The following is a 14,404-nucleotide window of genomic DNA, read 5'->3' as shown; positions in this document are numbered from 1 at the left end:
TATGAATGGGACGATGATAAACTCCTACAGCGGGATTAAAACACATCAGTTTGGGCTAGATTCTCTTGCTAATAATATCGCAAATGTCAATACCATCGGCTATAGAGAAAATCAACCGCAATTTGAAAGCCTTTTTGCTAGCACGATGGATTCTCTAAATGCAAATTCCCCGATAAATAATGACTTCAACTACGGCGCGACAAAAGCAAGCAATGCCATTTCTACCAAAAGCGGAAGCTACAAAGCAAGTGATGGCGAATTTAATGTAGCGTATGAAGGCAAAGGCTGGTTTGTCGTAGGCGAAAATAAAGGTGGCTCCTTTGTCATCAATGATGATGGCTACGAATCGCACCAAAAAACCTACTTCACACGCGATGGCGCTTTTACACGCGATGGGGAAGGCTATATTGTCAATTCCCGCGGGTATTATATGTATGGCGTGGATTTAGGCAAGATTGAAAATAATATTTTCACCTCCACAAACAATAGCGACGAGGACTTCGCCAACCTCGCAACTGGGAATCTCAAACCTTTGCAGATTCCACAAGATTTGTACTATCGTCCTGTGGCGACGACTGAAGTGAGTGCGAGCATCAACCTAAATAAAACGCAAAATAGCGTCAATGCCGCGCTTGTGTATAGCGACAATGATGGGCGCTTTGATGAGGCGCGCTTTTTGGGTGCGGATATCAATGGCTTTGGCGCGAATGATTCTGTGCTTGATGCCACGACTTTTGATAAGATTAAGGTTAGTATTACAAATAATGGGCGCAAGGAAGATTATGAATTTACCTACGGGCGCGACTTCCGCACTTTTGAAGAGCTAGGAAATGTGCTTTTAGAGCGCACAGGCATTGGGCTAGATTTTTCACGCTTGCCTGATGGAAGCATTAGTCAAAAAATCGCGCTTAAGCTTTTCAATGCCTCTCTTAGCACGCGCGAAGTTACCATAAGTGGGAATCTCGCGGAAAAACTCGGAATCTCTGGAAGCAATGAAAGCTTTAAAAGTGGGGTAGATTCCCTTTATAGCGAAAGCAAGCAATACACAAATGGCGATATTATCAACACACGCGGGATAGTTTTGCGCTATCTTGGGACAGGCGGGAATAGCAATCCGCTTGAAGATAGGGCAAATTGGGAAGTGGTGGATTCTAGCGCGCTTGGTGAATGGAAAGAAAATGCGAGCTATAAAGTGGGCGAGCTGACAAACTTTGAAGGCAGAATCTATGAAAAAATAGAATCTAATGGCTCACAACGCCCAACTGAAGGTGGCTGGCGGGAAGTCGCAGAATCTGCGCGCACCTTGCCTCAAGAATATGACGCCACGCAAAGCTATGCGCCAAAAGCGATTGTGAAGTTTCAAGGGGGCTTGTATGAGCGACAAGTGGAGGGGAACTCAAATCCGCGCGAAGACTTAGTAGGCTGGAAAGCGCTTAATAATGACAGCTTTGAAAGCGCGTATTTGGAAGTGCCGAGCTATCAGAGCAATATTGAAATTTTTGATGAGGGCGGGGCGAAGTTTTTGCTTCAAAGCCATTATTATTTGATAAATTCCGCAAACACCACCACGCAACCCCCGCAAAATGAGCGCTGGGAAGTGCGCACGCAGATTTTTGATAAAGATGGCGCTATCCCTGTGGGGCAGGAAGTGCGCCATGAGATAAGCTTTGATGCGAATAATAACGCCATAAGTGAGCCAATCGTGCTTGAATTTGATAATCGTCAAGTGCGCTACAATCTCGCTGGCACGCCAGAAAAACATAGCTCAAATAGGCTCTATCAAGATTCTCAAATCCTAGCCACAACACAAGATGGACGCAGTGAAGGGCATTTGCAGGATTTGCGCATTGATAAAGATGGTATTATTTTTCTCTCTTTCACTAATGGCGCGACTGAATCTTTTGGGCGCGTGGGGATTTCGGCATTTGTCAATGATCAAGGCTTGAAAAAAGTCGGTGGGAATATGTTTGAAATGAGCGAGATTAGCAATGATGGCGACACCTACATTAGCAGCGGACGCCCGCTACTTGGCTGGAATGGACAGCATTTGCGCTTTGGCTCGGTGCTGTATAAATACCTTGAGACAAGCAATGTCGATGTCGGAAATGCGCTCACTGATTTGGTGGTGATGCAGCGGGGCTACTCGATGAATGCAAAGGCTTTCACCACAGGCGATGACTTAGTCAAAGAAGCCATCAATCTAAAGCGCTAAAAAATTTTGCAAAAGCTCTTTGCCATAGGTTGAAAGAAGCGATTCTGGGTGGAATTGCACGCCATAGACGCAATATTTCTTGTGTTTTAGAATCATAGGAATGTCTTTTGTTTTGTGCGTATCAAAGGCTATTTTTGCAAAGCCCAAAATCTCGCATTCCCCGCATTCCTCTACAAAAAGCGAATGATATAGCCCGATTTTAAAAGGATTTGGAATCCCGCGTGTGAGCGCATTTTCCCTAAACTCACAAAGCGCGCTCTTTGCGTGCATTGGGGAAGGCATCTCTGAAACCTTGCCACCAAAAACAGAAGCGATACACTGCATACCCAAACACACGCCTAAAATCTTTTTGCGCGCGCTAAATTCTTTCAAAATTTCTAGGCAGATTAGAGAATCCTTTGGAGTGCCAAAACCGGGCGAAATTACGATGTATTCAAAATCCGCAACAAAATCTTTCACCTCTTTTGTGAGCTTTGGCGCGAAGTCGTTTTTCACCACCACAGGGCGCACGCCAAGCTCGCAGAAATAATAAAAAAGATTGAAACTAAAAGAGTCATAATTATCAATAAGCAGGAGTTTTTTCATCGCACTTTGCCTCTTTTTGCCTTGTCTTGTGTTGCTTTGCCCTGTGTTACTTTATATTGAGAATCTAGGCGCGGGGATTTTTTGAGATCTACGCGCACAATGCCACGCACAGAGTTGCAAAGAAAAATACTTTGAGCGCGTTTGAGATTTTCTTTTGTTAAATTTGCCTCTTTTGAAATCCCACAATCAAGCAAAAATGCGCGCATACAGCCCGGAAGCAAGCCACTTTCAACTGAAGGCGTCACAAGCTTTTTTCCTTGCAAAAGAATAATATTACTGCGCGCACCTTCTGTGAGCGCGCCTTTCTCATTGCAATAAAGCACATCAAAAGAATCCACATTTTTAAAATGCTCTTGTTTTGCAAAATGCGCCCTCTGCGTGGTTTTGTGATACAAAAAGTCATTGCGGGAATCTTGGCGCGTGCGGGAAAGATAAGCGGTATTTTGCGAAGCAGTTGGAAGAAAATCGCGCACCTGCAACAACAATGCACCATTTTGCGTAAGTGTGGGCTTTGCGATAAACACAGGCGGTGGCGTGTGCGTGAAATATTTTTTAAGCATATTTTCCAAACTTTGTGGCGCAAAATCCCACGCAAAAGGGATTTGCAAGGGTGAAATATTTTTATTTTCCATAAGGCAGGATTTGAGAAATTCTATACGCATTGCCTGCGCGTTTTGTACGCTTACATGGGGCTTTGCGATGCCTTTTATTTCGTTTAAAAAAGCTTGCGTAGGGTTTTGTGTGAAGTTATCAAAATCGCTAAACAGCTTGCGCGCGCTTTGCAGTAATCTTTGCCAATGATACGCGCCTAAAAATACGCTAAAAGCGTTATTTTCGCATTTAACAAGAAAGGTTTCAAAAAGGGCTATTCCATTTGTTGTATCGTCTCGCGGGAATAAATCCCGCTTCGCCTCCGCTTCGCGCACATACTCTATGCTTTTTGGTTGTTGGGAATCTGAGATTCTGTCACCTTGTTTTGTGGCTTGAGAATCTATTCCCTTTATCCCATCAATTGTATCGCCTTCGCGGGAGTGAATCCTGCTCGGTTCCGCTAAGGCTTCTTTATACTTCGCTTGCGCGCCCATACTCGGTATTTTTTGGTTGATAAGATTTGTAGATTTTGTAATGTTTTTTAGTTGTTGAGAATCTATTCCTTTAGATTGTATAGTGAATTCCGCTTTGCCTCCGCTCCACCGCGTTGCACGCTCACACTCGGTGTTTTTTGGTTGGTTAGTTTCTGTATTTTTAGGCGTGGTGGAAAATAAAAAGTGCGATTTTGCGCGCAATTCTTTAAATTCCTCCTCCATCACAGAATCCCACACAACCCCACTTCCCACGCCATAGCGATAAAAATCCTCGTGTTTGTAGCGCACCAAAGTGCGGATTGGCACGCTAAAGCATGCCTTTTTCTTATGCACTAAGCCAATCGCGCCACAATACACGCCCCTTGTGCGGGATTCTAGCATTTGGATTCTTTGCATTGTGGATTTTTTAGGCGCGCCGGTAATCGAGCCACAGGGGAAAAGCGCGTTAAAGATGGGAAATAGCCCTATTCCATTGATTGTATCGTCTCGCGGGAATGAATCCCGCCTAAAATCTACTTGCGCCTTAAGGATTGAGACCATTTGATAAAGCGTTTTTAGAGGGCGGATTTTAAGAAGTTTTTTCACCTTCAAACTCCCAACGCGCGCAATTTGGCTAATGTCATTACGCAATAAATCCACAATCATCATATTTTCAGAAATATTTTTACTATCTTTGCGTAAAAATTCTTTATTTTGCTTATCCTGCGCCTTGTCTTTTGCACGCGTAATCGTGCCTTTCATCGGCTCTAGCGTGATTGAGCCATTTTTAAATTTAAAAAAAAGTTCAGGCGAAAAGGAGAGAATCTGCGCGTATTTGGTGTTTAAAAACGCCTTATATCGCGTGTTTTGGCGCTTTTTTAACGAGAAAAAAAGTTCAAGTGGCTTTGCTCGAGTGAAAAGTCGCATTTCTTGCGTGTAATTAACTTGATAAGTATTGCCCGCCTTTAGCTCATTTTTAATGCGCGCAAAGTCGCTTTTGTAACGCGCAAAGTCTAAATTTTGCAAAATCTCAAAGACAAAGGGTTGAGGGGAATTCTTGCGCTTAGATTCTATGTGCTTTAACTTTTTGCGTTTAGAAAAAATATAAAATTCTAGCAAAGGTAATTTTTGAGAATCTAGCACTTCTTGTACGTTCAACGCGCGCTCTAAACCAAAACTTTCATGCCACGCCTCATACGCCACATAGCCTAGCGCGTAGTGCTTTTTGGCATAGCGCTCGATTTTGCAAAATGCCTCTTGCAACTCGCTAAATTTATATGCGCGCACAATGGCTTTTTGCTTGAAATACGCATATTCACCAAAAATCCACATGAGAAAAGCGCTTATACCCTGAAATACGGCGCAAAAAGCGCGATTTTTTGTGGATTCATAAAGTGGATTTTGTTATTTAGCTTTTGGAGTTTTTGGAGCAAAATCACACTTTGCTCAAAGCCCACTTTTTCTTCTTCTTGCTTGCTAATTTTTGAAGCGGATTCTAGACTTTCAATAAGGCTTTCTGGCACAAACACGCCGGGCAATTTATCACGCAAAAAAAGTGCAGTTTTGTAGCTCAAAATAGGATAAAAACCAAAAATAAGCACGCTTTTGCGCCCATATTCGCTATTGAGCCGCTCTAGGCTTTTTAGCAAAAACTCTCCGCTTTTTTCATCATACACAGGCTGGGTGAAAAAGCCCTCAACATCGCTATTGCTTAGCTTTTTGGCGAGTTTTGTCTTGAGGCTTTCCATATTGTTTGCATAAGAATTAATGACATGAAAATTATAGATTTTTTGCACGGGCGCGCTTAGGGGCTTATGATTTATGCCATAGCCGCTATTTAGCGTGTCAATAATGCGCGCGAGTTTCAAGGAATTATCCTCAAACACGCCTTTAGATTCTATGCAATCCCCAAGCTTGATAGAATCCCCTGTGAGGCTCAAAAACGCGCGCACGCCAAGTTCATTTACCGCTAAAATATCGCCACAAAGCGCGATAGAATTGCGATCTCTCATGCTAAGCGTACAAATAAGGGGCTTTTGTAAGAAATTTTGCAGTTTTAGTGAGCTAAGAATGGAAGAGGGCTTAAAGCGCGCTAGCGGGGAATCCGTGCAGACAAAGGCATTAATATAATCTAAATTTTTGAGCTCTTTTATAGAATCTACTTCGATTTTCCCGCTTAAAGGCGGAGTGATTTCAAGGCTTAAAAATGGCGCGTTGGTGTGGAGTTTGGCAATGAGAGATTCTAAATCCACACTCAAATTTTTTGCTTCCATTTTCTGCCTTTTTGCTTTCTTAATTTTAGTTCGCCCGTTTTAATCTGCCAACACCCAGTGCCGATAATTTGCCCTCGCTCACAACCTACACCCGCGCGAAAATCTACTAAATCCTCACACTAGATTCTAAATTTTACGCCTTACAGCTTCGCGCGCACCGCTTTTGTCGCTTCGACCATATTTTTAAGGCTTGGTTTTACCTCTTCCCATTTACGCGTCTTAAGCCCGCAGTCTGGATTTATCCAAAGTTGCTCTTTTGGCAGCACTTCCAAAAGCGCCCTAATTTGCGCTTCTATTTCCTCTACGCTTGGGATTCTCGGGCTATGGATATCATATACGCCCGGACCTACCTCGTGTGTGTAGCCCACTTGCTTAAAGATTTTTAGCAAGCTATTGCCACTGCGCGCAGTTTCGATACTTATCACATCTGCATCAAGTGCTTCGATAGTTTTGATGATATCATTAAACTCGCTATAGCACATATGCGTGTGAATCTGCGTGCTAGATTCTGCCACGGCAGTGGAGATTTTGAAGCATTTAAGCGCCCATTCTTCATAGGTTTTGATATTTTCCGCGCGCAAAGGATAGCCCTCTTTAAACGCCGCTTCATCAACTTGGATAATCTTAATCCCGCCTTTTTGCAAATCATCAATCTCATCAGCGATTCCTAGCGCGATTTGTTCGCACACTTGCGCGCGCGAGAGATCATCACGCACAAAGCTCCAGTTTAGGATAGTTACCGGACCTGTGAGCATTCCTTTCATAATCTTTTGCGTGAGGCTTTGGGCGTATTTGCTCCACTCTAGCGTCATCGCTTTTGGACGGCTCACATCACCAAAAATAATAGGAGGCTTTACGCAGCGGCTGCCATAGCTTTGCACCCAACCATTTGCGCTAAATACAAAGCCCTCCATTTGCTCGCCAAAATATTCCACCATATCATTGCGCTCTGGCTCGCCATGCACGAGCACATCAAGCCCGATTTCCTCTTGGAATTTCACGCAATCTTTGATATATTCTTTGATGCCCTCATCATAGGCATTTTTATCAATCGCGCCTTTTTTGTAGTTTTGGCGCAATGCTCTTAGCTCCGGCGTTTGTGGGAATGAACCAATAGTTGTCGTGGCTAAATCGCCATAGCCTAGATTCTCGCGCTGAATCTTAATGCGCGTCGCAAAATCTTCTTTACGCGCTTTGAGAGTATTTGCACTCACGCGCTCGCGCACAGCTTTGTTATTGGTGCGTGAAGAGTTCGCGCGCGCAGAGTTAATCGCTTTATTTTGCGCTAAAAATTCCTTAGATTCTGCCTTTGGCGCGCTATTTTTGAAGAGATCTTCCAAAACCTCTAACTCGATGAGCTTTTCTTGCGCAAAACTTAGCCATGAGAGAATCTCTTTATCCATTTTGTTTTCATCATCTTTGCCAAAAGGCACATGTAAAAGCGAACACGACGCGCTTACGACGATTCTATTTTTTGGCACAATTTGCGCGATTTTTTCTAAAAGTGCAAGTTTGGATTCCAAATTTGCCACCCAAATATTGCGCCCATCAATCACGCCCGCAAAAAGCACCTTATCGCTATTTGCGATAGCTTGCAGGCTTTCAAGGTTTTTCTCACCATGCACGAAGTCAAGCCCGATACCATAAATTGGCGTTTTTAGCAAAATCTCGGTAAATTCCTTGCTATGTTCAAAAAATGTGCTAACAATGGCTTTCACGCCCTTTTTGGCAATAACATCATAAATACACTCAATCGCGCCCCTGTCATACACGCATTGCAACTCAAAAAGCTCTTTATCCCAACCACGCACAAAAATCGGCTCGCTAAATTCAATTACAACGCCCGGAATCTTTGCCACCAGCTCATCGATCAAATCCAAATACGCGCTTTTAACCTTGCGGAACACCTCTTTTGGCTCGCCCTTAACAATCTTACTAAGCCCAAAAAATGTGAAAAGCCCAATGAGGCTAATTTTTGGGTTATAGCCTAGATTTTTGGCTTCATTATACTGCGCGATAATGTTGCTCGCATCAGCTTTATACTCATCATCAATGCTAAGCTCTGGCACGACATAGTGATAGTTTGTGTTAAACCACTTTGTCATCTCGCATGCCACGGCGTCTTTTGCCCCACGCGCTAGCGCAAAATAGCCCTCTAGCCCGCTCACATTTTTGAAGCGCGCAGGCTTTGCATTAAGCGCATAGGCTAAATCTAGCACATTATCATAATAGCTAAAGTCATTCACGCATACATATTCGAGGTTTTTTTGCTTCGCCCAGTGCTTTGCGCGCAATTCTTTTGCCACACTTTCAAGCTCGCTTTGACTACACTTGCCACTCCAAAACGCCTCTAGCGCTTTTTTAAGTTCTCGATTCTGCCCCATTCTTGGGAATCCGATGATATTGCTCATATCTTGTCCTTTGTGATGAAATAATTTTGTAAGTGCAATTGTGGCACAAATTTTTAAAAATACAATATGTGTTTGGTGATTTTTACTGCAAATTTTTTGATTTTTTTGGTGGATTCTGATGTAAATCCCCACTTTGCGAGAATCTCACACCAAACCAACCATGCCACAAAAAGTAACAAACACATATCGTGTTTTAAATTTTTTGGGTTTTCAAGACAGAAAACTAGAAAAATAAAACCGCTTAAATGCTGTAATATTTGCCACAAAATCAAAAAGGAGGCTTTATGCCAATTTTAAATAAATTTTTTCAATCTAAAACCACGACCTTTACCAAAGCAAAAGAAAATAATGAGATAAGTGAAGAAGTTTGCGTATGGAATGAGGAAAATGTGTTGGTTTGTGGAAATGGACTTTTTTATTATCAAAATGAAAATTCCTTGCCAGAAGTTTTAAATAAAGCTTTAAGGGGGGGGGTAGATTCTGAAAAAAATCCCATAGATTCCAAACCTCATTATTCCAACTTTCATCTTACCGATGTTTTTGGAAACTACCATCAATTTTTTCGTCCCTACACTTATAAAACAAAAAAACTTATCGTTCGCACCTTGCCAAAAGCCTATGCAAGGACAAATATAGATTTAGTTTTCACAAAAAGTAAAAAAGTATTGCTTTCTTACACTAATTTAAGGACGCATCTACTTGATACCCCAAAAAATCCAAACATACAGCAGGCTCTTGTAAGTATCTTGCGCTTATCAAAAAACTGGCTTAAATTGTTTTATATCCCCTTTTATGCGCGTAAAATTATAAAGCTAAGTGGGAGCGTAGCTCTTTTAACACGAGATGTAGGGGATAACTATGGACACTTTATTAATGAAGTGATGATGGGACTTTACCAAATACGCCTTAGTAAGAAAAAAGTGGATTTCTATATCTTGCCACAAAACTATTCTTTTCAAAAAGAATTACCAAAAATTTTGGGAATTAATGAATCTCAAGTTATCCCAGCAACCAAAAGTCATCTCATATTCGCGCAAGAACTCATTATTCCAACACTTTTAAATGAATATGAAATTGTTGAATATCGGAAATATACGCATTTTCGTATATTCTACCAGCCTAGTCTTATTAAACACTTATATGCTGAGATTTTATCACAATCATCGATATTGCCAACCCGCAAAATATTTTTCACACGCCCAAAAGATTCTAATCGCAATATTATAAATAATGACGAAGTAGAAGCAATACTTAAAGAATTTGGCTTTGAGATTATCTTGCCAGATTCTTTAAGCATACAAAAACAAATTGAGCTTATGCAAGAATGTAAGATATTAGCAGGTATGCATGGATCAAGCCTTATAAATTCTATCTTTTTAAATAAACATGCTACTTTATTTGAACTTTTTTCTGAATACTACCATGATAATTGCCCGCACTATATTGCACTTGCTAAAGGTTGTAAATATTTTTATATGATTGGAAAAACCCCGGATACTTCTATGCACCCACAGCAAGAAAATACCTATATCGAGCCAAATACATTAAGAAAAGCTTTAGAGAATATTAAAAAATATGTAGAATTTTAGAATAAAGCCCCCCCCCTCGTAGGAAATGCAGGGCTTTTATTAAAGAAAGGGAATCAGTGTAATTGCTTCCAAATTTTGCGCTTCCAAAGATACGCAAGCACGCTCATCACACCAAAGAAGATTATCAAATACACGCCAAGCGCTTCGCGCTCTTGCTTTTTAGAATCGCCAACAGATTCCAAATACGCAATCACACGCTCTTGAGACTCCTCAGTAAGTCCAACGCGTGGCATTGAAAGCCCCACAGGCATCACACCCATTTCTTTTGCAAGATTTGTGTAATCGTCATCTTCTTGCCATGGGCTTTTTGCAGTGTTTTCAGGAAGTGAGATTCCATAGGCTTTGGCGTCTTTCTCTTCTTCTGCTGCGATTTTTTGTAACTTTTGCTTATCACTTAGCGAAGAATCCACATTGATTTTCTCTATTTCTTCAGCCTTCCTTTGATTAACCAAAGAATCAAGTATCGCCTGCTTAATCGCGCTATACGCCACCCTTTGCGGGTTATTGATAAAGGCTTCCAAATAATGCTCACCCTTAGCGCGGATAATCATCGAAAGATCTGGCGCCTCCGCACCTAGATAGTTTTTGATTTCATTGCGTTTGATAAGCACTTGTGCTAAATGCTCCGCGCTCTTTGGCTCATCATAGCGGATATTATGACATCTTGAGCAAGCATCATGGAACACTGCTTTATTTGTCAAGCGCTCTTCTAAGTCTTTCAAAATTGCTTCTTTCTTAGAATCTGAAAGCTCACTTTTTGCAAGCGCTTCTTTTTGCGCGGTGTATTCTTCTGAATAAATCACCTCATTTCTCAAAGACGCGTTACCGATGGACTTTAGATACGCTACGATGTCTGCGACTTCTTGCTCCATATCATCGCCTTCTGGCGCGTAAGGAAGCATTGGGAATGGATTCTCATCGTTAAACTTATGCCCCAACTTGAGCGCATGCACGGGATCGATGATGAGTGCTGCTAAGAACTTCTCATCATAAATCGCGCCTGCTGTGGATAAATCTGGCGTAGTGATTTTGCCATCTTTCCCGCCATCAAATTGCAATGGACCATTATCAATGCCCGCCGCCTTGATATTGTGGCATGCGATGCAAGTTCCTGTCGCAATCGCTTCGCCCCTGTCTTTATCGCCCTTGCTTAAATCAATGCTTTGCAAATCATTGAACGCAAAATCAACAGGCGCAGTTTTTGGGTGGAATACTGAATGCGCGAGTGGCTCCACACCCCAATACAAAATGCCTACAACGACACCTACAATAACTAATATTTTAAGCTCTTTCATTGCCTTGCCCCCTTATTCTTGTTTCTTTCCATAATCGTTACAATAGGTAGCGCGACAAACACCCATACTAAGAATCCTACAGCAGCCACCAAACCAATTTGGTTGTTAATGCCTTCTGGTGGTAATTTACCGAAGATTGTAAGCACGATTAAATCAACAATAAGCACCCAAAACCATACAAAATACCCGCTTCTTTTGTGCGCTGGCGCAACAGCTGGACTTCTATCTAGCCATGGAAGGAAAAGGAACGCCACTTGCGCGATACCAAATGCCACAAGTCCCAAATCTGCGCTAAAGAAAAATCCTCTTAGCACCTCATAGCTCCACAAGAAATACCACTCTGGGTAAATATGCGCTGGCGTTTTGAGGTTGTTTGCAGGATCAAAGTTGATAGGATCCATCGCAAAATCAAAGTGGTAGCACACAAGGTAGAAAAAGAGCATCATAAAGACGCTAACGATGAAAATATCCTTGCAAAGGAAGTCTGGCCAAAACGCAATCACCTTAGATTCTGCTTTTTTGCCTTCTTCGTATTTCTTTGCTTCTGCTTCAAAGTCAATCTCTTCACCCTCTTCGTTATTGACATGCGGCACTCTTAGAGTGTAGAAGTGCAACGCAATAACCATCAAAATAATAATAGGCAACAAGCACACATGCAACATAAAGAATCTTGTCAGCGTAGAATCTGCCACGACAAAATTCCCTCTCACCCACTCAACCAAATCAGGACCCACACCCGGAATCGCACTTGGCAAGTTTGTAATCACAGCCGCCGCCCAAAAGCTCATTTGCCCCCAAGGAAGCATATAGCCACTAAACGCTTCAGCAGAGAAAAGCACGAAAAGTAGCATTCCGCCAATCCACACCATCTCTCTACCGCGCTTATAAGAGCCATAATAAATCGCCACAAGCATATGGATATAAATAATCAAAAATATCATACTTGCAGCCACTGCATGGATATGTCTCCACAGCCAGCCAAACGCCACCTCGCGCATAATCGTATCATTTACGCTGTCAAAGGCAAGTTTGGTATCAGGCTTGTAATACATAAGCAAAAATAGCCCGCTCACCACCAATACGCTAAAAAGCACCAATAAAATAACGCCCATCGCCCAAAGAAAGTTGATTTTCTTTGGAATCCAATACTTCGTCATCAACACTTCGATAAGCTTCCTTACCGCGATGCGTTGATCAAGCCAATCTACAAAACCATCTGCTTTTCTTACTTCCATTATTTGCTCCTTAAAACCTTAGACTACGCATTTTTAAGCGCTTTGTATTCAGGACCTTCCTCGCCTAGCACCATTTTAAGCCCATCAAGTTTGAAAGGTGGGATTTCCATAGGTTTTGGTGGCGGTGTGCCTTTTTTATTCACACCAGAAGCATCAAACTGCCCACCATGGCACGCACATAAAAAGCTTTGTTTCTTTTCATCAAAGCCGGGGATACAACCCAAATGCGTGCAAATCTGAATCCCAACCGTGTATAAAGCCCCATTTACTTCAAAATCGCGCCCCTCAACCTTTGGAGCACCACTTTGTTTTTTAAGGATATAAACAGGCTTACCTCTCCACTCTACCGTGCTTAGCACACCTTCTTGGACTTGACTTAAATCTACAATCGTAAATCCCGCAGAAACCACACTTGGCAACGGATCCCAAGAGCGCTTCATCGCATACAAGGAAGCTACAGCACCAGCTGCCGCGACACCTCCTAGCGTCATACCAAGAAAATCACGCCTTTTGACATTCTCTGACATCACATTCTCCTTTGCGTTGTTTTAAATCAAACTTCGTATGTTAGGGAAAAAATACTTAAATATTTATTACCTGCCCTAAAGTTTTTAGCACTTTTTAACCTTTTGTGGCTAATATTTCGCAAAGTTTTTCTTAAAATTTTTTCTAGCGATTTTTTTTAAGATTCCTAAAATGAGGTAAAAATGGAAAATACAATCAGCAAAATACAAACATTTTTAAAAGATGAAGTGCAAAAAAGGGGCTTTCAAAAAGTCGTTTTGGGGCTTAGTGGCGGGATAGATTCTGCTGTGGTGGCAAAACTTTGCGTGGAAGTGTTTAAAGAGAATCTTTGCGCGCTTTTGCTGCCCGCTTCTACTTCAAATGAGCGCAATCTCAAAGACGCAAAGCTTTTTGCGCTAGCTAATAAAATCACGCATCACATTATCCCAATCACGCCTTATGAGCGCGAGTTTAGGGCGTTTAGCAATTTAGGAGATTCTCTTAATCCTTTAGAGCGCCTACGCGTTGGGAATTTCTGCGCGCGTATGCGAATGAATTTGCTTTATGATTATGCAAGCGCGCAAAATGCCCTAGTTATTGGCACGAGCAATAAAAGCGAGTTGCTTCTTGGCTATGGCACGATATTTGGGGATTTGGCTTGCGCGATAAATCCCATTGGCAATTTTTACAAAACCCAAATTTACACGCTTGCAGGCGCGCTCAATATCCCGCAAGAAATCATCAGCAAAGCTCCGAGTGCAGATTTGTTTGAGAATCAAAGCGATGAGGCGGATTTGGGCTTTAGCTATGAAAGGATTGATACATTTTTGCGCGCGTTTGAATCCTTGCTAAAAGCGCATAATATCGCACTTCACACGCTCACACCACAAAACACTGCCACACTTTCACTGCTTCATCAAGAGCTTAGGGCGCAAGGTTTTGAGCAAAATATTGTAGATTCTCTGCTTAATCGCATTGCAAAAAATAGCTTCAAAACGACACTGCCGAGTATTTTTAGGGAATAGGTTATTCCTTAGATTTGTATCGTCTTGTGCGAATAAATCGCACTGCGCCTCCGCTCCAGCTTCGTTACACTTCGCCTACGCGCGCATACATAACCTTTTTTAATTGTTTAGATTTTATAGATTCTTTAACTCGATTTGGCAGTTTGGGAATCTATTCCTTTTCATTGCATCACCTCGCGGAAATAAATCCTGCTTCGGCTCCGCTTCGCGC

10 protein-coding genes are annotated in these 14,404 nt (G+C 42.1%); 3 read left to right on the top strand and 7 right to left on the bottom strand.

Translation table 11 applies throughout. The annotated features are described in order from the left end of the window. The first annotated feature begins 1 nt into the window (after position 1). The gene (locus tag CQA49_RS03720; RefSeq protein ID WP_115574628.1) at positions 2-2,212 is read left to right on the top strand and encodes a flagellar hook-basal body complex protein; all 2,211 of its coding nucleotides are present in this window, start codon (positions 2-4) and stop codon (positions 2,210-2,212) included. Here the strand turns inward: CQA49_RS03720 and CQA49_RS03715 are convergent. From CQA49_RS03715 to metE, 4 genes are all read right to left on the bottom strand, one after another. Beyond that, positions 2,201-2,797 carry an aminodeoxychorismate/anthranilate synthase component II gene (locus CQA49_RS03715; RefSeq protein ID WP_115574627.1) on the bottom strand — a complete coding sequence of 199 codons (597 nt, stop codon included), beginning with the start codon at positions 2,795-2,797 and terminating at the stop codon, positions 2,201-2,203. The two genes, CQA49_RS03720 and CQA49_RS03715, sit on opposite strands and share 12 nt — an antisense overlap. After that, the gene (locus CQA49_RS03710) at positions 2,794-5,193 is read right to left on the bottom strand and encodes a bifunctional chorismate-binding protein/class IV aminotransferase (RefSeq protein WP_115574626.1); all 2,400 of its coding nucleotides are present in this window, start codon (positions 5,191-5,193) and stop codon (positions 2,794-2,796) included. The genes CQA49_RS03715 and CQA49_RS03710 overlap by 4 nt, the downstream gene beginning before the upstream one ends. 11 nt (positions 5,194-5,204) lie before the next feature. Further along, positions 5,205-6,134, bottom strand: a complete 930-nt coding sequence (locus CQA49_RS03705; protein WP_115574625.1) for a methylenetetrahydrofolate reductase — start codon at positions 6,132-6,134, stop codon at positions 5,205-5,207. Between the two features lie 140 nt (positions 6,135-6,274). Beyond that, positions 6,275-8,545 carry a 5-methyltetrahydropteroyltriglutamate--homocysteine S-methyltransferase gene (metE, locus tag CQA49_RS03700; protein WP_115574624.1) on the bottom strand — a complete coding sequence of 757 codons (2,271 nt, stop codon included), beginning with the start codon at positions 8,543-8,545 and terminating at the stop codon, positions 6,275-6,277. 284 nt (positions 8,546-8,829) lie between these two features. Here metE and CQA49_RS03695 point away from each other — a divergent pair, with 284 nt between their 5' ends. Then, positions 8,830-10,134, top strand: a complete 1,305-nt coding sequence (locus CQA49_RS03695) for a DUF563 domain-containing protein (RefSeq protein WP_115574623.1) — start codon at positions 8,830-8,832, stop codon at positions 10,132-10,134. A 53-nt stretch (positions 10,135-10,187) separates the two neighbouring features. Here CQA49_RS03695 and CQA49_RS03690 read toward each other — a convergent pair whose 3' ends face one another. From CQA49_RS03690 to CQA49_RS03680, 3 genes are read right to left on the bottom strand one after another with little or no spacing between them, the layout of a single operon-like run. After that, the gene (locus CQA49_RS03690; RefSeq protein WP_115574622.1) at positions 10,188-11,429 is read right to left on the bottom strand and encodes a c-type cytochrome; all 1,242 of its coding nucleotides are present in this window, start codon (positions 11,427-11,429) and stop codon (positions 10,188-10,190) included. Continuing rightward, complete coding sequence (locus CQA49_RS03685; protein ID WP_181882601.1) at positions 11,426-12,667, bottom strand: cytochrome bc complex cytochrome b subunit; 1,242 nt, start codon at positions 12,665-12,667, stop codon at positions 11,426-11,428. Before CQA49_RS03685 ends, CQA49_RS03690 begins: the two co-directional genes overlap by 4 nt. A gap of 20 nt (positions 12,668-12,687) precedes the next feature. Next, positions 12,688-13,191 carry a Rieske 2Fe-2S domain-containing protein gene (locus CQA49_RS03680; protein WP_115574620.1) on the bottom strand — a complete coding sequence of 168 codons (504 nt, stop codon included), beginning with the start codon at positions 13,189-13,191 and terminating at the stop codon, positions 12,688-12,690. Between the two features lie 180 nt (positions 13,192-13,371). Here CQA49_RS03680 and CQA49_RS03675 point away from each other — a divergent pair, with 180 nt between their 5' ends. Further along, the gene (locus tag CQA49_RS03675) at positions 13,372-14,193 is read left to right on the top strand and encodes an NAD+ synthase (protein ID WP_115574619.1); all 822 of its coding nucleotides are present in this window, start codon (positions 13,372-13,374) and stop codon (positions 14,191-14,193) included. Positions 14,194-14,404: the final 211 nt, after the last annotated feature.

Origin of the sequence: Helicobacter sp. MIT 00-7814, assembly GCF_003364115.1 — a bacterium.
In the GTDB taxonomy this organism is placed as follows: Bacteria; Campylobacterota; Campylobacteria; order Campylobacterales; family Helicobacteraceae; genus Helicobacter_F.
This window is presented reverse-complemented; position numbering and strand designations above follow the sequence as displayed.

Excerpts from the sequence above, each read along its gene's own strand:
- CQA49_RS03680 (WP_115574620.1), bottom strand. The coding sequence starts at position 13,191 with ATGTCAGAGAATGTCAAAAGGCGTGATTTTCTTGGTATGACGCTAGGA.
- CQA49_RS03710 (WP_115574626.1), bottom strand. The coding sequence starts at position 5,193 with ATGTGGATTTTTGGTGAATATGCGTATTTCAAGCAAAAAGCCATTGTG.
- CQA49_RS03675 (WP_115574619.1), top strand. The coding sequence starts at position 13,372 with ATGGAAAATACAATCAGCAAAATACAAACATTTTTAAAAGATGAAGTG.
- CQA49_RS03720 (WP_115574628.1), top strand. The coding sequence starts at position 2 with ATGAATGGGACGATGATAAACTCCTACAGCGGGATTAAAACACATCAG.
- metE (WP_115574624.1), bottom strand. The coding sequence starts at position 8,545 with ATGAGCAATATCATCGGATTCCCAAGAATGGGGCAGAATCGAGAACTT.
- CQA49_RS03705 (WP_115574625.1), bottom strand. The coding sequence starts at position 6,134 with ATGGAAGCAAAAAATTTGAGTGTGGATTTAGAATCTCTCATTGCCAAA.
- CQA49_RS03715 (WP_115574627.1), bottom strand. The coding sequence starts at position 2,797 with ATGAAAAAACTCCTGCTTATTGATAATTATGACTCTTTTAGTTTCAAT.
- CQA49_RS03695 (WP_115574623.1), top strand. The coding sequence starts at position 8,830 with ATGCCAATTTTAAATAAATTTTTTCAATCTAAAACCACGACCTTTACC.
- CQA49_RS03690 (WP_115574622.1), bottom strand. The coding sequence starts at position 11,429 with ATGAAAGAGCTTAAAATATTAGTTATTGTAGGTGTCGTTGTAGGCATT.